17 protein-coding genes and 1 tRNA gene are annotated in these 24615 nt (G+C 36.5%); 5 read left to right on the top strand and 13 right to left on the bottom strand.

What is annotated here, in order from left to right; translation table 11 throughout:
- Window positions 1-382 precede the first annotated feature (382 nt).
- The 3 genes from ACFS6I_RS22590 to ACFS6I_RS22580 all read left to right on the top strand — a co-directional run bounded on the left by ACFS6I_RS22590 (window position 383) and on the right by ACFS6I_RS22580 (window position 3805).
- Window positions 383-1369 carry an FKBP-type peptidyl-prolyl cis-trans isomerase gene (locus ACFS6I_RS22590; RefSeq protein WP_380923968.1) on the top strand — a complete coding sequence of 329 codons (987 nt, stop codon included), beginning with the start codon at window positions 383-385 and terminating at the stop codon, window positions 1367-1369.
- A gap of 640 nt (window positions 1370-2009) precedes the next feature.
- Window positions 2010-2777, top strand: a complete 768-nt coding sequence (locus ACFS6I_RS22585) for a TatD family hydrolase (RefSeq protein WP_380923966.1) — start codon at window positions 2010-2012, stop codon at window positions 2775-2777.
- Between the two features lie 8 nt (window positions 2778-2785).
- Window positions 2786-3805 carry an asparaginase gene (locus ACFS6I_RS22580; protein ID WP_021188735.1) on the top strand — a complete coding sequence of 340 codons (1020 nt, stop codon included), beginning with the start codon at window positions 2786-2788 and terminating at the stop codon, window positions 3803-3805.
- Between the two features lie 195 nt (window positions 3806-4000).
- Here the strand turns inward: ACFS6I_RS22580 and ACFS6I_RS22575 are convergent, their stop codons facing one another.
- The 13 genes from ACFS6I_RS22575 to ACFS6I_RS22515 all read right to left on the bottom strand — a co-directional run bounded on the left by ACFS6I_RS22575 (window position 4001) and on the right by ACFS6I_RS22515 (window position 22602).
- Window positions 4001-5299, bottom strand: a complete 1299-nt coding sequence (locus ACFS6I_RS22575; protein ID WP_380923964.1) for a bifunctional folylpolyglutamate synthase/dihydrofolate synthase — start codon at window positions 5297-5299, stop codon at window positions 4001-4003.
- Between the two features lie 12 nt (window positions 5300-5311).
- A complete protein-coding gene (locus ACFS6I_RS22570) occupies window positions 5312-6139 on the bottom strand; it encodes an energy transducer TonB (RefSeq protein ID WP_380923962.1) in 828 nt (275 codons plus the stop codon).
- A 59-nt stretch (window positions 6140-6198) separates the two neighbouring features.
- Window positions 6199-6606, bottom strand: a complete 408-nt coding sequence (locus ACFS6I_RS22565) for an ExbD/TolR family protein (protein WP_132769016.1) — start codon at window positions 6604-6606, stop codon at window positions 6199-6201.
- Between the two features lie 43 nt (window positions 6607-6649).
- Entirely contained in the window at window positions 6650-7351 is a 702-nt protein-coding gene (locus ACFS6I_RS22560) for a MotA/TolQ/ExbB proton channel family protein (RefSeq protein ID WP_132769018.1), read from the bottom strand.
- Between the two features lie 34 nt (window positions 7352-7385).
- On the bottom strand, window positions 7386-8570 hold the full coding sequence (locus ACFS6I_RS22555) for an HU domain-containing protein (protein ID WP_380923960.1): 1185 nt from the start codon (window positions 8568-8570) through the stop codon (window positions 7386-7388).
- Window positions 8571-8613: 43 nt separating this feature from the next.
- Entirely contained in the window at window positions 8614-10350 is a 1737-nt protein-coding gene (locus ACFS6I_RS22550) for a porin family protein (RefSeq protein WP_132769022.1), read from the bottom strand.
- Between the two features lie 6 nt (window positions 10351-10356).
- The gene (locus ACFS6I_RS22545) at window positions 10357-13392 is read right to left on the bottom strand and encodes a tetratricopeptide repeat protein (RefSeq protein WP_380923957.1); all 3036 of its coding nucleotides are present in this window, start codon (window positions 13390-13392) and stop codon (window positions 10357-10359) included.
- A gap of 237 nt (window positions 13393-13629) precedes the next feature.
- The gene (locus ACFS6I_RS22540; protein ID WP_021188731.1) at window positions 13630-14568 is read right to left on the bottom strand and encodes an aspartate carbamoyltransferase catalytic subunit; all 939 of its coding nucleotides are present in this window, start codon (window positions 14566-14568) and stop codon (window positions 13630-13632) included.
- Window positions 14569-14595: 27 nt separating this feature from the next.
- Window positions 14596-15144, bottom strand: coding sequence for a bifunctional pyr operon transcriptional regulator/uracil phosphoribosyltransferase PyrR (pyrR, locus tag ACFS6I_RS22535; protein ID WP_132769026.1), 549 nt, complete (start codon window positions 15142-15144; stop codon window positions 14596-14598).
- 86 nt (window positions 15145-15230) lie between these two features.
- Window positions 15231-16625: an APC family permease gene (locus ACFS6I_RS22530; RefSeq protein WP_380923955.1), complete on the bottom strand. Its 1395-nt coding sequence runs from the start codon at window positions 16623-16625 to the stop codon at window positions 15231-15233.
- Window positions 16626-16784: 159 nt separating this feature from the next.
- The gene (locus ACFS6I_RS22525) at window positions 16785-17417 is read right to left on the bottom strand and encodes a gluconate 2-dehydrogenase subunit 3 family protein (RefSeq protein ID WP_380923953.1); all 633 of its coding nucleotides are present in this window, start codon (window positions 17415-17417) and stop codon (window positions 16785-16787) included.
- Window positions 17418-17422: 5 nt separating this feature from the next.
- The gene (locus tag ACFS6I_RS22520) at window positions 17423-19159 is read right to left on the bottom strand and encodes a GMC oxidoreductase (protein ID WP_380923951.1); all 1737 of its coding nucleotides are present in this window, start codon (window positions 19157-19159) and stop codon (window positions 17423-17425) included.
- Between the two features lie 434 nt (window positions 19160-19593).
- Window positions 19594-22602 carry a glycosyltransferase family 117 protein gene (locus ACFS6I_RS22515; RefSeq protein WP_380923949.1) on the bottom strand — a complete coding sequence of 1003 codons (3009 nt, stop codon included), beginning with the start codon at window positions 22600-22602 and terminating at the stop codon, window positions 19594-19596.
- Between the two features lie 291 nt (window positions 22603-22893).
- Between ACFS6I_RS22515 and ACFS6I_RS22510 the strand changes: the two genes are divergently transcribed.
- Window positions 22894-22964, top strand: a tRNA-Gln gene (locus ACFS6I_RS22510).
- A gap of 652 nt (window positions 22965-23616) precedes the next feature.
- A complete protein-coding gene (locus ACFS6I_RS22505) occupies window positions 23617-24573 on the top strand; it encodes a ribose-phosphate pyrophosphokinase (RefSeq protein ID WP_021188717.1) in 957 nt (318 codons plus the stop codon).
- Window positions 24574-24615: the final 42 nt, after the last annotated feature.

Here is a 24615-nt window from a genome sequence, read left to right as displayed (position 1 = left end):
CGCTTTTTTTTTGGGCGGACCTAAATTTAAAATTTATATTATATTTTCACAAGAATCACCTTTCCTTTATATCCAAATCAGGGTTAATAAAAATTCAAATCGCATGATTTTCTTTAAAAAATTTTAATGTTTTCTTTTGCCTTCCATGATAATTTAAAATCCATGTTTAAGCAGTTATCACATCTATTTTTCATATCCATGTTTACATTTTTTTACGTAAAAATTACTGCCAGAACTGAACAAATTAAATTATCTTTGATCTGAGATGTTTCCTTCCATAGAATAGGAAGACTATTTAAAAGGAACAGAATCTCAATACGACTAAAGTCGTATGACCAGATTATAAGAATTAATAAAAAAATAAGAAAGCAATTAAACTTAAATGAAAAAATCAATTTTACTATTCGCGGCATCAGGGCTTTTATTAACTGCTTGCCAAAACTTTAAAAAGGCTGAGGGTGGCCTAGAATACAAAATCGTGAAGGATGCTGGTGCAGAAAAGGCAGTTGCAGGTGATTTATTGTCGGTAGATATTATTCAAAAATCTGATAGAGATTCTGTCATGTCGAGTACTTACGATGCAGGAGTTCCACAAATCCTACAATTATATCCGGATAGTATCATCAAGCAAAACCCAGGAGATCCAACTGGTTTATTCAAATTTGTAGGTGAAGGTGATAGTTTGGTATTTAAGATTAATTTAGATTCTATAACGGCTAAAACAAAGCAGCCAAAGCCTGATTTTGCTGACAAATACATCATTTATACGATTAAAGTTCAGAAACACTTCAAAAAAGGTAAATTAACAGACCAACAATTAAGTGAGCAGGTTACGAAATATTTTGAGGAACAGACTGCAAAATTAAAAGGGGCTGAAACAGGGAAAGTTGAAGCGTTCTTAAAGAATAATAAATTAGCAACTCAGAAAACTGCTTCCGGTTTACAATATGTAATTACAAAACCAGGATCAGGTAAAAATGCCGCTGTTGGTGATACAGTAGTTGTTAATTACGTTGGCAAATTAGCAAACGATAAAGTATTTGATACCAATCAAGCTGATCTTGCTAAAAAATATAAAAAATTCAATGCACAAAGACCTTATGAACCTCTTCGTCTACATTTAGGTGTGGATGGTGTTATAACAGGCTGGACGGAAGCTTTCCAATTATTGAACAAAGGTTCAAAAGCAACTTTGGTTATCCCTTCTAATTTAGCTTATGGCGAACGTCAGGCTGGAGAGATCCCGCCATATTCGCCTTTAATTTTTGACGTAGAAGTTATTGACATTATTCCTGGAAAAGCTCCTGCAGCTGCTCCAACAACAATTCCTGCAACAAAATTGACTCCTGCTACACCAGCAAAAAAATAAGGATATAAATATTTAATGAAAAAGGGCTTATTGGTAATTCAATAAGCCTTTTTTCATTCGTCTTCTATTTCCAAATGTTAATAAACCCTTCAATGCGATAAAGATCAATAATTGTCTTGAGCATTACGCAAAATTGGCTTGGTTAAATCAATAATCGTCAGAATTTTATTATCGGTAAAACTGTTAGCAATTTGCTTGAAATCGTGACCTGACAAAGTGTACTTAAACAAATAAAGAAGGAAATAAGAATAAGTAAGCGTTTGATTTTTATATCAAGTAAATGGATGGATGAGTGACAATATCTTTTCTAATTGACGGATAGATGAGTGCTATAAATCCCATAGTAAAAGGAAGGAATATGCATTATTTAGATAATTTAGCTACAATATTCTTAAATACAGGAATTTTACCCCATTCTAAATAACTAAAACAGTTAAAAGTTTGATCAAATATTTCTCATTTTTAACAAAAAATCAAAAAAAAAGCTGTGCAGTTTTATATTCATAATAAAACAGCTATATGAGTTTCTAATTTTCAAAGCATTGGCGCTATATCCATCACCGTGATAATGACTAAGTTTCATCAAATTAGGTCGTTTCATCCTAAACATTTATTTTTACCGTCGCTATAACTATAATCCATGTTACTAACAGATACCCATACCCATATATACTACCACACCGAAAACGATTCACTAGCAGAACAAATGCAACGTTGCTTTGATAAAGATATTCATCGCCTTTTTCTTCCAAATGTCAATAGTGCATCGGTAGCTGCAGTCATGAAAACTGTTGAAGCATACCCAAACAACTGTTTTCCGATGCTCGGTTTACACCCCTGTGATGTAAAAGAAAACTATCAAGAAGAACTAACAAAAATCTATGCGGCACTGCAGCAACACAAAGTGTATGCTATCGGAGAAATTGGCCTAGACCTGTATTGGGACAAATCTACTTTGGAGATTCAAAAAGATGCATTTCGTCAGCAGGTACAATGGGCTAAAGATCTTAATTTACCAATAGATATTCATTGTCGTGAGGCTTTTGACGAATTATTTGAATTATTGGAAGAACTAAAAGATGAAAAGCTTTTTGGGGTATTACATTGTTTTACAGGAAATATTGAACAAGCGCAACATGCTATCGATCTGGGTTTCGCACTGGGTATTGGCGGAGTTGTCACTTTTAAAAAAGCGGGGCTTGACGAAGTGGTTAAACAGATAGACCTACAACATATTGTACTGGAAACAGATGCGCCTTATCTAGCTCCGATGCCGTTTCGAGGCAAACAAAATGAAAGTAGTTATCTGTACTATATAGCACAAAAAATAGCTGACATTAAAGAATTACCCATAGAACAGGTAGCGGCAATAACAACTGAAAACTCAAAAAGAATATTTGGAATCTAACTCACATCATGCATAACATATTTATCATATACACAGGTGGCACCATAGGAATGGTCAAAGACGAAACGGGAACTTTCGTTCCCTTTGACTTTGAATTAATCAAGCGCAATCTTCCAGATCTAAGTCGATTAAATTATAAATTAACCGTACATTCCTTTAATCCCATTATTGATTCTTCCAATATGAAGCCTGAAATATGGATTGAAATGGCACAGATCATTAAGGATAATTACGATGAATATGATGGTTTTGTCATCTTACATGGATCGGATACCATGTCATTTTCGGCTTCGGTTTTAAGCTTTATGCTGGAAGGGCTACAAAAACCTGTCATTTTATCAGGTTCTCAATTACCGATCGGAGAAATTCGCACCGATGCAAGAGAAAACATGATGACTGCCTTAGAAATTGCGTCTACAAAGCATTTTGGGGTCTCCATGATTCAAGAAGTATGTATTCTATTTGACAATAAATTATTTAGAGGTAACCGATCTTTCAAATATAATTCGGCAAAATTTGAAGCTTTCCGTTCCCCCAATTATCCGGTTCTTGTAGAGGCAGGTATTCATCTCCAATACAATCAAGATGCTTTATTAAACAACAGTGGTAAAGAGTTTATTTTGCATACCAAACTTGACGATCGCGTGGGTGTTCTGAAATTGTTTCCAGGAATAAGTCCTAGCACAATCAGAGCAGTATTAAATTCGGATGTCCGTTCTATTGTTATGGAAACATTTGGCTCCGGAAATACCACTACCGATCAATGGTTTTTAGATTTGCTGAAAGAAGCCATTGATAACGGTAAGAATATTTTAAATATATCACAATGTAAGGTTGGTTCTGTTGAACTGGGGCGTTATGAGACGAGCACTGGACTAAAAGCGATTGGAGTACTCAATGGTTACGATATGACTTTTGAAGCTGCTGTAACAAAGCTCATGTACCTACAGGGTGAATGCGAAGATCAAAAAGATGTTGCCTATTGGATCGAAAAGGATATCAGAGGTGAATTGACCATTAACGATTAATTTCTTCATTAATAAAATTGAATTTGGATAAATTTTACATAGGATAAGATTCCCAGCACTTGAAGAAAATTCGAAAATTGGGTAATTACTTAACTGCATTCTTGTAGCATAAAAAAGAGCGAGGAGATCTAAAGATCTGCTCGCTCTTTTTTATAGTTGTTTTACTTTACAATAGCTGTCTGATCAGGCAGTACATTAGTTTATAGCTGCAAGCACTTCTGATACCACAAAGTTACTACCTCCTATAAAAATTAAATCTCCGTCCTGGTATTGTTCTTTTGCTGCTTCAAAGGCTTTTACAACAGGGCCATATGCATTTCCTTCTAGTCCCAATAGATGTGCTTCAGCGGCAAGTTCTTCTGAAGGCATCGCTCTAGGCATATCAGGGTTACTAAAATAGTAGATCGCGTCCGTTGGCAGTAGTGGCAACATATGTCCTAAATCTTTATCTTTCATTGCTCCTATTACAAAATGCAATTGCCGATAGTTCGTATTGGCTAAATTTTTCAGAATTTCCCTAATTCCATCCTCATTATGTCCAGTATCGCAAATGATAAAAGGTTTTTTGGAAAGTGTCTGCCAGCGACCTTGAAGGCCGGTAAAAGACTGTACTTTTCGCAAACCATTTTTAACAGCTTCCTGTGGCAGATCATAACCTCGTACCCGCATATGATCAACAATCCGCAAGACACCTAATATATTTTTTGATTGATACGTTCCTTTTAGATCTAATTCATATTGCTCGATATGACCTTCCTTATCCCTCACTTCAATCAATAAGTGATCTTCATTAATGGCTTCAATTTCTGATTGCAATTTGTCGGATGCAAACTCAAGCGCTGCATTTTCAAGCTTAGCTTTTTCTAGAAATACGGGCGCAGTATCTTTATGATATTCCGATACGACAACAGGAGTATCTTTTTTTATAATACCTGCTTTTTCAGATGCTATAGCTGGAAGCGTATCACCCAACATATTCATATGGTCAAAACCGATGTTAGTTATTAAGGATGCCAGTGGCATGATGACATTTGTAGAATCAAGACGACCACCTAAACCAACTTCAATGATGGCAATATCAACGTGCTGTTTTGCAAAGTAATCAAATGCCATAGCCACCGTAACCTCAAAAAATGAGGGTTGAATCTCTTCAATCAGTGCATGCAGATTATTCACAAAATCAATAACAAATTGCTCATCGACCATCTGTCCATTGATACGAATACGTTCCCTAAAATCTAATAAATGTGGTGAAGTATACAGGGCTGTTTTATATCCTGCCTCTGCAAAGATAGAAGCCAACATGTGAGAGGATGAACCTTTCCCATTCGTACCGGCAATATGAATAGATTTAAATTTATCTTGTGGATTTCCTAACGCATGAAGTAATGCTAAGGTATTATCTAAATCCTTTTTATAGGCGGATGCCCCGTCACGGGTAAACATAGGTAATCGAGCATATAAATACTCGATTACCTCATTATAATTATGCATTGACAATAAATTTTATCTTAGTTTAAAATTGAATACAATTCTGCCTGTCTGAGAGTCAGGCGCATTTGGCAATTGATTCAATCGAGCTCCACGAACAGCTCTTTCACATTTTTCCAATAAGCTTGGATCCGTGATGGTTGTACCTTTCACTCCGGCACGTGCATAAATGATCACTCCCGATTGGTTGACGCGGAACTCAACAGCTACTTTACCAGCCTGCTGTCCATTATCATCAATCTGAGGTCTCTGCGTAAAACTTCTATTTTCAATTGAAAGCATCATATTACCGTTTCCAGAACCACCTTCACCGTAATTACTGGCTAAAGGATCACCTAATTTACTACCTTGATTGCCAGGTACCGTTCCTGTACCATCACCAGAACCTGTGCCGTTATTCTTTTTGCCTTTATAAAGGGCGTTCGAATTTACTGCAGGTTTACTATCCTTCACTTCTTTTGTTGTTTCAGGTGCAACTGTCTTTACAGGTTTTGAAGCCTTAGTAACAACAGGAGCATCTTCTACATCTTGTGTCACGACAGCTTTGTCAGCAACCTGCTGTGTAGGTGTCGGTGTCGGTATTTCTTCTGGAACGACGCGATCTGGTTTTACATTATTAGCATTGGGATCTACAGAAGGTTCTTCAACACTCATGTAATCATCGCCCATGCCTTCTTCTGCTGTACCATAATTCACAACCATACCGCCCATACCGTATTCATCGGGCATTTTGGTTCCAAAAATGACAAAGAAACTTATCAATACCAAAATCCCCATTATAGCAGTAGAAATCCCTAATGCTTTGGGGAAGTTATTTTCCTCATGTTGAAGATGGTAAGCCATGTATTTATCTCCTATTCTTTAAAATTAGAACTTAAACCTTAAAAAAGGTTTAAAACTCTTTAATCTTTCTTTGGTTCTGTCGCCAAAACAACTTTTATTTTCAAGCGGTTGGCAATATCCATTACTGAAATAACATTCTGAATAGGGACTGAATTATCAACATACATCATGATCGTCAATTCTTCTCCTGTTCTCATTTGCGATTGGATTGCTGCTTCTAATGCATCATAAGGTACAACTGCCTTTTCAACATGGTAAGCTAAATCCGAGGTAATCGAAACCGTCAATGTTTTTTTGGATACAGACTGCTCTCCAGCACTGGATTTTGGAAGTAATAACTTCACAACCTGCGGATTGGAAACAGCAGATGCCAACAAAAAGAATAACATCAGAAAGAACATGATGTCGTTCAATGCTGAAGTATGTACTTCAGCTGCTGGTTTATTTTTTCTACTTCTTAGATTCATTATTCTAAATTTTAATTGATTAATTAGCTATACGACCCTGCGATTATGCGCCAGGTTCATCTAATAAATCAATAAATTCAACTGCATCTGTCTCCATACGTAAGATCAAACGCTCCACCATCATATTTAGGATATGGTAACCAATATAAGCTAAGATACCAACTGTTAAGCCAGATGCCGAAGCTACCATCTTCACATAAAGACCTCCGGATACTGAACCAATATCAATACCACCAGCCATCTCTACTTCATGGAAAATTGTAATTACTCCAAAAATTGTTCCTACGAAACCAAGCATCGGCGCAATACCTGCAATAATACCTAGAATATTAATGTTCTTTTCCAATTTAGCAACCTCAAGTTTACCTACATTCTCAATAGCACCTTCAATATCTTTGATTGGACGTCCTACACGTAGTAATCCCTTTTGCAACATACGTCCTAATGCTGAGTGACTCGAACGGCAAACTGCTAAAGCAGCGTCCAATTTACCAGAAAGCACACTTGCCTTTACTTGTGACATTAGTGAAACATCATACTTTGCAGCTTTACGAATAGTCAGGAAACGCTCAAAAAAGATGATCAAACCAATAAACAACAATAATAAAATGGGAACCATAATCCATCCCCCCTTCATCATCATTTGAATTAAGCTCAAATTTTCGTCTCTTACTACAGGTACTGCTTGCTGTGCAGCTTGATTAACGGTGTCCAAAAGATTGCTGTCGCTTTGAATCAATGACATAATAATTTATAATTTTAAAATTGTTTATATTAGACTATTTCGCTATTTTCTCTACCCATGCTCCTGAAAAAGTCTTCGCGACAGTTGCCTGGTCCCGATCGGCTTCTTCTTTGGTCATGTAGGTATCCCAAATCACACGTTTTTTATTTCTTTTAAATTTGCTATCAACTGCCCGCACAGTGTGATATCCTTTTTTACGCAACCTCAGCACTTCCTCTTCTGCCAATTCCATTGTTTTTGGCGTGGCAATAACCAATTGATAATTTGGCTGTGCTACAGGTACTGATTCTTTTACGACTACCGTTTCCTTTGGTGTTGTTTGAAATGCTGCTGTATCCACTTTTAGAGAATCAACTGTTGCAGTTGAATCTTGCTTCAGTTGTGTACTATCGATTTTAGGTAGTGTATCCACTGGTGCAGCAACGACGACCGGTGCAGTTGCTTGTTTCTTTCCAAACAATTGATCCTTCAATGACGGATTAAGCAAGAAAGCAACAATAACAGACACCACAATAATGATCGCTGCCGAAATATAATACCAAACTGTATTTGATTTATTACTTCTTTCCTGATAAAATATCGCTGGATCAGTATCTGCTCCTTCGTCAATCGTTTCGGATACAGGTTCATGTATTATCGGTGCTACAGGTGTTTCAACTGGTAAAGGTGCTACCACTACCGTTTCAGGTACGATTTCCTCTTCTACTTGCTCTGTATCTGCCGGTTCATCCTCGATAATATCTTCCACGGGTTCCTCTAGTTCAGTCGGAGAAAATGGAATATTTTCTTCCAATTCACGATCGGGAATAACAGTCTCTATTTCTGGAGCAATAACATGTCTGATCGGTTCAAAATTAAAACCTGAGAGATCTAATGGTTTAAAAACTAAACTTGAACCATAGCTCACAATGTGTCCTAAGTCCTCAAGTTTAGCCTGTCCATTTTGGATCAATTGATCCTTTAAATCAGCAACAGCATCCTGCAACACCTGAGTTGCGGCATCAAGATTCAGGTTTTGCTGTTGTTGTATGTAATGAATAAAATTAAAACCGCTTTCAGCTGTAGAATCAAATTCCACATAAGAAATAGGTGGTAAAAACAGGTCGCGCTGCTTATCGAACTGAGCTGCGGAATGCTTTCTTTTGAACACCCCCAAGCCCTTAACGTAAACTTCAGCGTAACGCTTTAATAGATTATTGATGTTTTTACCTAAATTCATTCTTGTTCCTTATTTGCTAACGCAAAGTTATAATCTTCTTGTATTAAAAAGAAAAGTTTATACCACCAATTATATTAAAACCTAAACGTGGGTAGTATTGATAGCGCTCGTACTCTTTTCCAAAGATATTATTAGCCTTTACAAAAACACCCAATTGTTTTTTAATACGGTACTCTGCTCCTGCATTAAAATCTGCAAAAGAAGGGATGGTTACTTTACTTGGATTTTCAGATCTTACTGTTGCACTTGTATATGTATAAGCTAAAGCGGAAGTCTGCCCTTGTGTAGATAATTCAGCATCTACAAAGAATTTATCCGAAATATTGAATCTTGCATTGGCTAAGAAACGGAATTTCGGCAATGACCATGCCTCTTCATTATCTTTCACTTTGTAATCATCGATATTAAGTTTACCGCTTAAATTAACTAATTGTGAAACACGGACATTCATCTCACCCTCTATACCAAAATGAGTTGCTTTACTTGAATATCCATCATAAATGACATCAAATTTGTAGGGAACAAAACCGCCTCCTAATTCTTCTCTACTATTCACATACAAAGGAAGTCCTTCGATCTGCTTGTAAAATGCTTTTACTTTATAGCCAAAATTTGCTCCTGCATTCCCCTTTAATCCTGCATATACATTTAGTTTTTCAAGAGTATTGCGTACATCAATATTGCTATTTAAGTAAGGATTTTCTTTTGCAAAACCACGTAATGATCCTTGTTTAACACCTCCATTTGCACCTGCAAATAAGTATACATACTGCGGTACAACTGCAAAATCAGCTTCCACTGTTGGAAAAACATTAAAACGGCTGGTATCTCCAAACTCAGAAACGAGATTGGCACCCAAAGTAACATTATAATTATCACCTTTAAATTTAATGTATGGATTGATCGATGCTACATGATTTTTTGTTGCCACCTTAACATCTTCAACTGAGTTAAAGCTAGCACTTAGATTAGCCCCCACATTAAATGTGTTGACTTTTTTATTCACATAACCGGATATGGCGAATGAATTTTCTTTAGCATCATATTTATCTTTAAAAAGATAAGCATCTGCTTTCGCAGAATAGCTTACCGCCCCGGCCTTATCCACATCTGCATTACTTGTCAGTTCACCGTTGAAATAGATATCATTAAAAGCCTGTGCCTCTGGCGTTGTATTGATTAAATTAGAACTGTTATCAAACACCTGTCCGTAGAAGTTTGTCGAATAACGATTATATCCTAAAGTTCCATTTACTGTAAAAGGTTCGTAAACACGACGGCCAAAAATACCGACATCCTGTGTAGCAAACTTCTGACCTTCAATACTGCCTTTTTGGTTTAAGTGCTTGGCAAATAATCCGAATCGTGTATTTTCAAATTTATCGACGGCCAAATATGCTTCTCCTAAGATGGTATTGTAGTTTCCTACACCAAATTTAACATAGTTACTTGTTTGATCAGCAAGTTGTGAGAAAGGCAATTCTTTCACATTTAACTCACGCAATCCAGTATTGATATCGAGTTTCTTATCTGAAATATTATTATAGCTCAACTTAGGCTGATACTCCCTTTTATTGGTCATATCAGGACTACGACGGATTTTTACCGCATCTGCAAGAATAGGTTTATAATCACGTACGACATCAAAAGAATCAATTGTCACTGGTGTAGCAGGATCAACTTTTTTTGGTGTTTCTTGTGCAAAGGAGTGCATTCCAGCTCCCAATAACAAGGTTGCTAATGTATATTTCTTCACTGTTGTATTGTGCAACTTCTTCATTATTTCCTATTTCTTTTTGTTCAATTTTTCTAGACGAGCTTTTGCTGTTGGCAAAATATCATCCTTACCGTCATAATTCTCAATCACACTTTCTAAAGTAGATTTCGCCTGGAAGTTATCTCCTTTTCCTACGTAAGCATCTGCCATTAGGATAAAACTTTTTGCAACCCAGTAATCATAAGATGAAAACGAATCTGAAACATCAAAAGCAGACTTAATAGCGGCTTCGTATTCTTTATTTTCATACTGCATCAAGGCAACATTATAACGTGCTTCAGCACCAATAACTGTACGGCTCTTTAATGCTGCTAAATTAAATTCCTTCAGCGCTTCTGCACGCTTACTTTGTTTCAAATATGCTTTACCTGCATAAAGTGATGCATTTGCGATCTCTTCCTCAGATGATTTTTCGTAATTTCTTACTGCATTGGAATAATTCAATGCTTCTTTATAATCACCGATCTCGAAATAGCTGACCATTAAATTGTTGATCGCATAGCTGTAATTAGATTTATACTCAGAAGTCAATTCTAATTTTTTCAACAGTTGTGTTGCTTCATTATATTTCTTCTGTTTCAAATATAAGCGGGATACACTCACCAAAGTACGTTCTGTATAAGCGCTTGTCCAGTCATTCAAGATAATGTTATAGTCATGTAAGGCCTCATCGGTATGACCTAAAGCCGCATTACTTTCAGCACGGATAAAACGCGCATATTTCTCTTGAATAGGCTTAGGGAATTTATCAAAATAAGCATTCACGGCTTCAACTGCACCTTGGAAGTTTGATCTTGAGAATAATGTTGTTGCTGTAGAAAATGTACGGCTATCCTGCTCAGATGTTGTTAAATTTCCAATATTGGTACCAGTAGCATATTTGATATAACCAGTAGCATCACTATTGTCTAAATAGATATTTTCAATAGATCGCATTGCTTGCTTAGCTTCATCCGTTGTTGCATATTGATCCACTACGCGTTGGAAAGTCTTTAAAGCAGCTTCGTTATTATCTTGATTATATTGTACTAAACCAATTGTTACCAAAGCACGAGGCACATAACTACTACGTGGATATTTCTCCACCATCGTTTGTAATCCTGAAATAGCTTGTTCGGACTGTCCCATTAAGAAATACGTGTAAGGTATCTCAAAAGAAACGTCATCGGCATAATTTGATGTCGGATATTTAGCAATTACAGACTTCAGCGTGGCAATTTTACCTTCATTATTTCCCTGTAGTCCCTGAATGATACCACGTTGGAATAATGCGTAATCTTGACTAGCTGCTTTTCCATTAATCAATCGATCATACTGCTCCATTGCTTTACCGTAGTTCTTTGCTGAGAAATAAGAGTCCCCTAAACGAGCAATAGCATCGTTACGGGTATTCAACTCGATTCCTTTTGAACCACCTGTCGCTAAAAAGCGTTCAAAATAATTTGCAGATGTATTGTAGTTTCCATTTCTAAATGCAGCATATGCTAAAGCATAATTAGCATAATTGTAAACATCAGTTTTTGCTGCTGCCGGTAAACGTAAAAATTTATTAAAATTGGTTACGGCTTCTCCATATTTACGAACTTCATACATCGCCTCTGCTTTCCAGTAGGTAGCTAACGCATAGATTTCTTCATCATAACGATTTGCTTCAGAACGCATGAATAATGAAATTGCATTTTCAAATGCACGTTCGTTATAATACTCTAAACCTCTATAATAAGTTACTTTTTGATAAGCGACATTTGCTTCTCTACCTCTTTTCTGAATGGTTTCTAAGATATCAACAGCTTCGCGGTAGTTCTTTGTGCTCAATAAAACTTCAGCTAATAAAGTTTTCGCTTCTTCCTGACGTTTTGATTTTGGATAAGTTTTCAGATATTCCTGAGTGGAAGCTAATGCTACTTGATGGAATTCCAATTCATAAGAAAGCTTAGCATAGTTAAATAATCCTTCTTCTTGCAGATCTTTATCAAAATCTAATTTTGAGGCTTTGAAGAACGCGTTACGTGCTGCTTGCTTATTTCCTTTTTTCAAGAATGAATCTCCCAATGTAATCATCGCACTTTGATAATATGCATCAGGTTCTGTCATTTTTTCCAATTCTGTTATTGCCTTATCATAATCTTTCAATTTGTAAGCGATATAACCGATTTGGTAGCTATCTTGATTATTCTGTGTTTTTCCTTGATCTTGTGCCTGGAACTTATCGTAGTAACTTTTAGATGATTTTAAATCTCCTTTGATAAAGTAGGTCGCCGCCACAATACGGAACAATTCGGTTTCATTCTCCTGTTTCGTGCGTTGCATAATTGGCAATGCATAGTCCAAAACGTCATCGTAACGTTTGTCCAAGAAATACAAAGCTGTAATGTAATAAGGATAACTTGTTTCAAATGTTTTTGAACCATTCAAACGTTCAAACTCATTTAATGCCGTTTTATACTCCGCATCTAAATAACATAAATAAGCGTAGTAATAAATTGATGCTTCCTGGTATTCAGACTTTTGATCTTTTAATGTTTCAAAAAGTGGTTTAGCAGCAGTATAATTCTTTGTTGTAAAGTAAGAATATCCCAATTTAAAACGATATTCTAAACTTTCATTACCTGCCAGATTTTTACTATCGATTTTGGTAAACCACTCAATAGCTTTTACATAATCTTTCTTAGCATAGTAAGATTTTCCAATTTGAAAATATGCTGCTTTTGCGTTAGCACTACTTGGATAGTCTTGGATATATTTCAAAAACTGTGCTTCGGCATCTGTTTCCCCCAACTCTAAAGCACATACAGCTTGATAGTAGCGTACATTTTCTTTCAACAGCGTTAGTTCTTCTGTTTCATCCAATTGCAAAGAGGATTTTGTCCGTAACGCTTCTACACGATTAAATTGTTCTGAAGCAGATGTAAATTTGCCTCTTTCAAACAACTCCATCCCGGACTTGTATGCTTTGTTGATTTGTTGCCATTCTGTTTGCTGTGCTAAAGCTGGTGTCGCCATCAAACTTAGCGCAAACCCTACCTGGTAAATCTTTTTATACATAATATGTGAAATATTTTATATGTTTTTATTTTGTATTGCAAGTACTTAGCTCATAAAAGCGAAGTAAAATTCATAGTAATATTCAAAGTACTAAATTAAGCCTAAAATAAGGAGTTTTCCTCAAAAGTTATTCACAATTGTTAACATTATTCAAAGTATAACGTATTTAATACAAAAAAAATATGCCTGATTTAAAAATAAAAAATCAGGCATATTGATCTATATTGACAATTAATGCTATCCGCGCTGTCCTGCCAATAGGTAAAGTACAGCCATACGTACTGCTACGCCATTTTCTACTTGATCTAAAATAATAGAATGCGCGCTATCTGCAACGTCCGAAGTAATCTCTACCCCTCTATTAATAGGTCCTGGATGCATAATTGTTATTTCTTTATCCAATGAATCCAACAGTGTTTTATTCAATCCATACAACATGGTATATTCTCTTAGGGATGGAAAGTAAGCGATATCTTGTCTTTCCAGCTGGATGCGTAACATATTGGCTACGTCACACCAGTTCAAAGCTTTCATTAAGTCATGCTCCACTTTTACTCCTAATGAAGTAATGTATTTAGGAATCAATGTTGTTGGTCCGCACACCATCACTTCAGCTCCCTGTTTTTGTAAACATAGAATATTGGATAGTGCTACACGTGAATGGGTAATATCACCTATTATGGCAACTTTACGTCCTGCGACATCTCCAAAGCGCTCACGAATGGAGAAAGAGTCTAACAAAGCTTGAGTCGGGTGTTCATGTGCTCCGTCGCCGGCATTAACAATTTGTGCGTTAACATGCTTACTTAAAAACACACCTGCTCCAGCATAAGGATGACGCATAACAATCATATCAACCTTCATCGCTAAGATATTATTGACGGTATCGATCAATGTCTCACCTTTACTTACAGAAGAAGAAGAGGCCGCAAAATTAACGATATCTGCAGAGAGTCTTTTTTCAGCTAGCTCAAATGATAAACGTGTACGTGTAGAATTTTCAAAGAAGACATTTGCGATTGTAATATCACGAAGTGAAGGAACTTTTTTAATCGGTCTGTTTAAAACTTCTTTAAAGTTACTCGCTGTATTTAAAATTAATTGAATATCAGATTCATTTAAATCTTTTATTCCTAACAAATGACGTGTACTTAATTGTTCAGCTGTTGATGACATTTTTAATGTATTCAGATTTTCTTTATTCTATTTCTTTTCTGTTACCAAGATGATACTATCTTGATTATCCAACTCTTTCCAATTCACAATCACTTTCTGAGAATCAATAGAATCCACTTGGATTCCAATATAATCGGGCTGGATCGGAATCTGTCTCGAAAAACGGCGATCAACCAGAACCAATAGTTCGATACGTTCAGCGCGACCAAATGCTTGGATTGCATCCATTGCAGAACGAATGGTTCGACCAGTCCAAAGGACGTCATCCATTAAAATGACTTTCTTACCTTCTACAATAAAATTAATGTTTGTGCTGTTAGCTAAAATGGGACCATCGTTTCCTTTTCTACGAAAATCATCACGATAAAATGTAATATCCAAATCACCACTTAAAATTGAAGTACCTAACATCTTCTCTAATTCCTTGACAATGCATTTGGCTAAGAAAGTTCCGCGAGGCTGTATACCAATTATAACTGTATTTGAAAAATCTCCATGATTCTCAATCAATTGACGACAAAGTCTTTGAATGGTAATCTGAAATTTTGGTCCATCTAATAAAATCGACTGTTTCATTAAGGGAATGTTTAAGCAAACGTACCACTTTTTTTGAAAAAATCCGAATAAAAGATGAATTTAATATATCCAACGTCCCCTAATCTTTATTCAATCGGAGATGCTTTCTTTTTATTGATCAACCAATATACAGGAAGTCCTAAAATAATAAGAATAAATCCTGGCCAGGTATATTGTGGTTTATACAAGATGAGCAAAATACAGAAAGTGGCGCCAATAACAAGATAAATAACCGGAACAATGGGATAGCCCGCAGTTTTATAAGGGCGCTCCAATGTTGGAGCTTTAAATCTTAACCAAATAACGGCAAACACCGTGATCATGTAGAAAAGCACAATAACAAAGGATATCATATCGAGCAAATCGCCATACTGACCACTTAAACATAGCAAGGATGCCCATATACCTTGCAACCATAAAGAGCGCTCGGGAACTTGATATTTATTATTGGGGATTGCTTGTTTCAAGAACAGTCCATCTTTAGCCATACGCTGAAATACTCTTGCGCCTGATAACACAATACCGTTAACACAACCAAATGTGGATATCATGACTAAAATGGCCATAATGATCGTACCTGTTTCCCCTAAAATTTTATGTGCTGTTGCTACTGCAACCCGATCATTGACTGCAAATGCAATTTCATCTCTGCTTAAAGCAGCAAGATAAACATAGTTACATAGTAGATACAATACCATAACTAAAGAAGTTCCAATCACCATGGCACGTACGACGTTGCGTTTTGGATTTTCAATTTCTCCTGCTATAAATGTTACATTTTCCCAGGCTACACTGCTAAAAACCGATCCAACCATTGCTGCCGCTATACCTCCTAAAAGGATACCACCACTGATATCCGTCCAACCAAGGCCTTTTAAATTTTGATAGGAACTTAATCCATAACTTAGATTTTCTGAAAAATGATTCTCTTTAATCATAAATATACCACCTATGATCAACAGAATTAATGCAATTATTTTTGATGATGTAAAAAAAGACTGAATCATTTTACCACTTCGCACTCCCTTCGTATTAATAAAGGTGAGGACTAAAATAATGAACATGGCTAATACCTGAATCCAGGTGATCTTAAATGATCCATTTTCATATAAGGGAGGGGCATTATTAAGTTCAGGAATGAGATAGGCTGTAAATTTACCGAATGCCACAGCGACCGCAGCAATAGTTCCTGTCTGAATGACGGTAAAGAGACTCCAACCATATAGGAAGCCGGTCATTTTCCCAAAAACTTCCGTTAAGTAGGTATACTGCCCTCCTGCTTTTGGGAATAAAGCTGATAACTCACCGTAACAGATTGCGGCAGATACAGTCATTATTGCAGTAATAATCCAAACAATAATCACCCACCATCCGGAACCCAATTGCCGCATCATGTCCGATGAAACAATAAAAATACCGCTTCCAATCATTGATCCCATTACAATCATAATGGCATCCCAAAGTTTGAGTTGTCGATTCATATATTTTAGGTTGGTTACCTGACAACAAACTTACAAATATTCCTGAAAAACAACAGGTTGTCAAAAAATAAAAAATGCCTTCATTTCTAACTAAAATAGAAATGAAGGCGTAACAGTTTTGCGTATATTTAAACGCTTTATTGAAGTGAATTTTAAATCCTATCCAAAAAACTTAGATGGATCAAAACCATGTTCTTTCAAAACATCGTCGGGCACACCTGTCCACACTCCTGGTGTGTTTCCTTTAAAACCGATAGCCTTTACACCGATTTCACTGGTATAAAATCCAGAAGACGTTAGGTTACGCATCAGCGAGAAAAAAGCAACTCCTTGTTGCATTTCAGGTTTTGCTAATTCGGGATATGCGATATCATCTACAATCGCCAATTGCTCCTGTTGTTTACAGTTTACAAAAGCTTGTCCATATCTCTTTTGACTGTGTACATCCAGCCATTTCAATCCCCCGCGCATTGGAATTTTATTATCTGGTAAATCTTTCACGATGAACTCGATAAAATCTGGTACACCAGCATCCGTAGCACTTCCTGAAGATGCATCTTTCGGTATGATGATATCTGCTAAAACAGTTATTGTTGCAAATTCATGTTCATTAAAGAATTTTTCTTCTTGTAATGCTTTAGTACGTTCATATTCAAAATCCTGAATTCCGGGAATTCTGTCTGCTGCATCTGCAACAGCAGTTTTACTATTATCGGATTTACAGGAGCCTGCCAATAGACCAGTCCCAGCAGCGATAAGCCCTAATGCTTTTAGTGATTCTCTTCTATTCATGAGTTCTAGCTATTTAAATTTTTCTTTTCCTGTAAAATATATTCTGCTGTACGCATTGACAGGGCCAGTATAGTCCAAGTCAAATTTTTATCACCCTGTTGTACAAATGGCCCGGCATCTACAACAAACAGATTTTTACAATCATGTGCTTGCCCCCATTTGTTCAGAGCTGAAGTTTTAGGATCATTTCCCATACGTGTGGTACCACCTTCGTGGATAATTTTTCCTGGTGCTTCTAAACCATACAATGTATCTGCACCTGGAATCTTTGAGGTTATCACAGCTCCCATTTCGTGCATAACTGACTGAAATGTTTCTTGCATATGCTTTGCCTGTGCAATCTCCTCGTTTGCCCATTTATAATGGAAGCGCAATACAGGTATTCCAAATTTATCGACTTTATTGGGGTCTATTTCACAATAATTATCTATTCTGGCTAATGCCGTTCCTCTTCCTGCCATACCTACATTAGCGCCGTAAAAACTGTTATAATCCTGTTTTAAAGATTCTCCATATCCACCTAATGGCTTTTGCTTTCCATCAGGACCTTTTGCATTGTTATTTACATTGGGCACCCAGTTTAAAAAACCATAAGAAGGCATGTGTAAACCTCCTCCATACTCAATATGATAGCCACGAGGAAAATTAAGCTTCTTATTATCTTCCCACCATGGTGAGTAGATATGTACGCTTCCGACCCCATCTTCATTATAGCGTTTACGGTCTAACAATTGTGGTAAAAAACCGGAAAGACTTGCTCCCGTTGAATCATGAAGATATTTCCCCACGACACCACTGCTGTTCCCTACACCTCCTGGATGTGCTTTAGATTTCGAGTTAAGCATAATACGTGCACTCTCACATGCACTAGCTCCTAATATGACAGTCTTTCCTTTCACTGCGTATTCCTGTAAATCTTTGGTATCAACATATGAAACCCCGATAGCAATCCCTTCATCATTGGTCAATACTTCACGAACCATTGCATTATCGATTACTTTTAGATTTCCGGTCTTTATTGCTGGTATCACCAAACAGGAAGATGAAGAAAAATCGCCATATACTTTACAGGCACGTCCACACTGCCCGCAATAAAAACATGTACCTCTACCTTTGATTTCTTTGGATACTTCCGTTAATACTGCTCCACGCCCCGGAATAACAGGTACCCCTGCTTTCTTTGCGCCCTTAGCTATATATAGTTCATTCAATCGTGGTTTTGGTGGTTTCATAAAGATACCATCAGGTTCGTTATGTATGCCTTCTACTGTACCATATACACCGATCATACGATCTACACGATCATAAAAAGGTTTAACTTCGTCATAGGTAATTGGCCATGCATCAGTAACACCATCTTTAGGTTTGAAATCATCGGGCCCCATGCGCAATGATATTCTGCCCCAGTGGTTGGTACGACCGCCTAACATACGGGCACGAAACCATTCAAATTCAGTACCTCCTACTTTACTATAAGGCTCTCCTTCAAGTTGCCATCCTCCGTATGCGGCATCAAAGTCGCCAAAAGGACGGGTCGTCGAGGCACCGCGTCGGGGAGATTCCCAAGGCCAGCGTAGCTGTTGAGAATCTTTTGCCGGGTCATAAAAAGGACCGGCTTCCAACATCAGCACTTTAAGGCCTGCATTGGCAAGTATATAACCCGCCATACCACCACCGGCTCCCGAACCGACGACAATAGCATCATAGACTTCTGTACTTTCCTTTATTTGATAATTTAACATAATCAATTTTTAATTTTCTTAGAAGCCGTTTATCTTACGATTGAAAAAAATAAAACAACATGCACTTCAAATCTGTTTGGTTATAATTAATTGTATAGATGAAAGGACAAATTAGGTAAAATTACTCAAAATCACAAAACCGTTTTATCGTTTTAGCGCTTTGTAAACAAGCCTTTACAATTACCCTCCCATCATCCCCTTTTTATGACCATAAACCATATCAAGACTAAAATAAAGTTAGTATAAAGGTGCAGTTAAGAAAATGAGTTTTTTAAATGTCAGTATTAATGCTTGTTCATTCAAATATTTTTAATGTTATAAAAAAACACCTCCATGGTTGATCACGTGTTCTAGTAGCTGTCTGCTAACAAAAATAATAGACAAAAAAGAGGGGCTTACAAAACTGCAAGCCCCTCTTTTTTTCTATTCATCCATTATATTCCAAACTGCTTTTTATAATTTTCTTCAAGCTGTTGTATTTCTTGTAGTAATTTCGTCTCTTTTGTCTGAGATAAAATACTCTTATAAACACCCAGTGTTCTTAAAGCAGTTTCAATATTTGAATATTCCAATTCTGGTTTTGTCTGCGCAATAGCATTATAATAAGACATATTTTGAGTTAAGAACTGCAAATTACGCTTAACAATGTCGTTTGCTTTTTGAGTTTCACCGACACTGTATAAAACATTAATGATCGGTGTATAGTTTAAAACATCGCGCATCAAGAAAACACGTTTCGGCATTTTGTCGTACACTAACAAAGCTATTTCTTTCGCTTCTTTCTCTTTTCCTTGTTCCAAGAGCTGTGTCGCAGTACTTCCCGTTATTGAGTTGACAATTAAACCAATCATGCGGTACGATTCTGGATCCAAGTAAGGTGATGTTGCCATATTTCCCCAAGCATATTTCTTGGTAATATCTGTATAAGCGGCTTCAGTATTGACAAGCGCTCCTGCATTTTCTTTTGCAACCTGAATAGGCATCAAACGATATGCAAAACCTTCCTGTACTAGGTACTTGTCTAGACCTAAGTAATTATCATTTGGAACTGTAGCTGCAAAGTAAATAGGTCTTTTCCAATTGTTATCTGCTAAAATAGATAAGATCGACAGTTCGGCTCTGGTCACATAATTCTTATTATAAGTCCATGCTAAAGTATCTGGAATCGTATTTTCCCATTCCTTTGGTACTGTTTTATTTTGGATAACCGCATTTCTATCTACCGCTAAAGCAAGATTTTTAGTTGGTAAGAAGTTCTCAAACTCACCAGAGTTCAGCTGTGCCTTATTTTTAGCATCATCCGAAAGCATAAACTGTAAAACTAAATTTAAATCAGCATGTCCTGGAATTTGAACATCTTGAAAGTACATCACATCACGCACTCCTTTTTTAAATTTCTCTTTATCAATATTGATCGGTAACGCATCAGCATCATTTGCCTTTTTCTGCATTTGAGCCATATACCAGTCGGCACTTAACAAACTTAAGTTTACGACACGTACATCTGTTCGTATACCTTCCACTTCCTGTGCATACCACAATGGATAAGTGTCGTTATCCCCGTAAGTGAATAAAATAGCATTAGGAGCACAAGATTCTAAGTAATCTTTGGCTAGATCACGTGCCGTTAATTTATGTGAACGATCGTGATCATCCCAGTTTTCTTTTGCTAATAACACGGGTGCTGCAAGTAAACAAACCACTGTCGTAAGTCCTGCCGCTGTTTTAGGATTCATTTTCTTACCTAAGAAATCTGCTATCGCAAAGACTCCTAGTCCAATCCATATGGCAAATGCATAGAACGATCCAGCGTAGGCATAATCACGTTCACGTGGTTGTAAAGGACTTTGATTTAAATAAAGAACAATAGCTAAGCCTGTAAAGAAAAATAACAATCCAACAACACCAGCATCTTTCTGTCTTTTACCGAAGTGCCAGAAAGCACCTATCAATCCTATAATTAGCGGTAAGAAGAAATACTTATTATTTGATGGATCGGTATTTAAAGAATCAGGAAGGGCATCTTGTCCACCGACCAACATTTGATCGATCGTTTTAATACCAGAGATCCAGTTTCCTTCTGTAAAAGTACCGTGTCCTTGTTGGTCATTTTGACGACCTGCAAAATTCCAAAGGAAATAACGACCGTACATATGACCGATCTGGTAATTAAAGAAGAATTTTAAGTTATCACCAAATGTTGGAGACTGTCCTTCACCCAATCTTAAATAGTCCTGATAATAGCCCGGATGACCATCTCTATTACTATACACACGAGGGAATAAAACTTCTTTATCGTATTGGTAAGTAGATCCTGTCTGGATTTTTGTATATTTATCTTTATCTTTTCTGTAAGAATAGGTAGGTTCTACTCCTGTAACTTTAGAATCAAAGTTAGGACCTTTAAATAAAGGCTCACTTGCATATTGCTCACGTCCTAGGTAACTTAAGAAAGTAAAGGCATTTTCTGGATCACTATTATTTAACGTTGGATTTGCTTTTGCACGGATCATAATCATGGCAAATGAACTGTATCCGAAAATAATAAAAGAAGCACTGATCATTACGATATTTAAGATCGGTTTTACTTTTTTGATCGAATACCAAATACCATAAGCTAATAATGCCACCAATAACACAACAAAAAATGTGAATCCTAATCCAAATCCCAATCCTAATGTATTGACGAAGAATAAATCGAAATAAGCCGCGAATTTAACCGAATACTGAATGATACCCCATAAGATCACCGCTAAAACCACTACTCCTAATAAGAATGATTGAATAGCTCCTTTGCTTGTAATTGTCTTTGCTCTCTTAAAGTAAATAACAACTGCAATAGCAGGGATAACAAGTAAGTTTAATAAGTGAACGCCTATGGAAAGTCCCATTACGTAAGCGATAAAAATCAACCAACGGTCAGCACCAGGTTCATCTGCATGGTTTTCCCATTTTAGAATACCCCAAAATACGACAGCTGTACATAAAGAAGACATGGCATATACTTCGGATTCTACTGCCGAGAACCAGAATGTATCTGAGAATGCATATGCTAAAGCTCCTACCAATCCTGATCCGAAGATCTTGATCAAATCTGCACTTGAATATGTTCCATCTACAGATTTTGTGACCACTTTTCGAGCTAATGCTGTAATGGTCCAGAATAAAAACAAAATGGTAATGCCACTGCATACTCCAGATCCCACATTCATCCAAAAAGCAATTCTTGTAACATCTCCCCCAGCAAGGTTCGAGAATATATTTTGAATCATCAAAAATAACGGAGCACCTGGTTGGTGAACCACCTGCATTTTATATGCTGAGGCGATAAACTCACCGCAGTCCCACCAACTCGTTGACCTTTCTGCGGTTAACATATAAGTGACGGTAGCAATAATTGCGCAGGCCCACCCTAAAACATTGTTAATTTTAGTATAGTTCATATAATTATACTGTATAAAGATTATAATACGTTCCGAAAATAAGGATATTTAATAAGAAACGAATAAATTATATTTTTTTATACGCTTAAACTCAAATTTGTTACTGCCAGATAAGCTCTAGACTAGGCCAAGAACTGGTCTTTCAGAATAAATTAAAAAATTATTAGCCTGAGAATCAATTAAAAGGCATTTACCGTTCATTTTTTATTTGCAGAAATGAAAAAGCGCCGTATATTTGCATCATCAAAAGTGACCAACACGCTTCCATAGTGTTACACTTTTGAGAATGTTTGCCCGATAGTATAAGGGTAGTACGACAGTTTTTGGTACTGTTTGTCTTGGTTCGAATCCAGGTCGGGCAACATTAAAAAAGGCTTACTTCGGTAAGCCTTTTTTGTTTTAATACATTTTCAAAAATACTTTCATGATGTATTAACCCAATCCTGTCTAAAGGGAGTATATCCATAATATATACTACATTAAACAGATAGTTCTCAATAAATATTTCCACCAGTAGTAAATATGACCCCTGTTAGGGGATACTATTCAAAAGAAGTTATCATACATTATACACCTTGAGATAGGATTTTGAGATTCTACAATTGTTTAACACTAAAAATATCGTGGGTAACAGTCGAACTATTATAATAACAAAATTATGCAATCTGCTTGACTTTTACTTTTTCCTGCTCATAATGAGGCATTATTTAAATTTTTACATTTTTTTTTCGATTGAAATTTTGAAATTAAAAACATTTATCTAACTTTGCACCATCGAAAGGATAAAGGTTGACATGTCAATCGAATCTATAAGATAGATTGCTCGATAGTATAAGGGTAGTACGACAGTTTTTGGTACTGTTTGTCTTGGTTCGAATCCAGGTCGAGCAACTTTAAAAAGAAAAAAATGGATTGTTATAAAAACAATCCTTTTTTTTTAAGTCATTAGAAAGTAATTGGCAACATACAAACAGAAAATTCTATTCTAATCCACTATATCAAAAATAAAAAACCATGCCTTTGCAATTCAACACGGTTAAGTTATTCGCCGGTTCTGGCACTACAGAATTAGCAGAAAAAATCGCTACCTCCTACGGGAAACCTCTTGGAGATAAAACGTTATCTCGTTTTAGCGATGGAGAAATCCAACCTTTTTACAATGAATCAGTTCGTGGAAGCGATGTATTTATTGTTCAATCAACAAATCAACCAACAGACAATTTATTTGAATTATTGTTGATGATTGATGCAGCAAAGCGTGCTTCAGCCCATTACATTACTGCTGTAGTTCCTTATTTCGGTTTTGCACGTCAGGATCGTAAAGACAAACCACGCGTAGCCATTGGTGCTAAAATGATTGCTAATTTAATTACCGCAGCAGGTGCACACCGCATCATGACAATGGATCTACATGCGGCGCAAATCCAAGGTTTCTTCGATATTCCTGTTGATCACTTAGACGGTTCGATTATCTTTGTTCCTTACATCAAATCATTAAACCTTCCTAACTTAACGATTGCATCTCCAGACATGGGTGGTTCTTACCGCGCACGTACATTTGCAAAATTCTTCAATGCAGAAGTAATCATCTGCGACAAACGTCGTAAACGTGCCAACGAAATTGAATCAATGTCTATCATTGGTGATGTTACTGGTCAAGACGTTGTTTTGATTGACGACATCTGTGATACTGCTGGTACTTTATCAAAAGCTGCGGCTTTGATTATGGAAAGTGGCGCTAAATCTGTAAGAGCAGTATGTACACATGCTGTATTATCAGGTAAAGCTTACGAAACAATTGAAAACTCTGTATTATCTGAAATGATTGTTACTGATACCATTCAATTGGATCCAGAAAAAATGAAACAGTCGACTAAAATTAGAGTGCTATCTACTGCAGAATTATTTGGAAAAGCAATTAAGAATGTTAACCAACACGGTTCTATCTCTGATTTATTCGAAGTTGAATAAGTTAACCACTTAGAATTCAAAACATATAAAAACCTTTCTCTT

This window comes from Sphingobacterium anhuiense (assembly GCF_042686355.1).
GTDB lineage: Bacteria > Bacteroidota > Bacteroidia > Sphingobacteriales > Sphingobacteriaceae > Sphingobacterium > Sphingobacterium anhuiense.
Note: the sequence above shows the minus strand (reverse complement) of the source record. Positions and strands in the feature narration are given on the sequence as shown.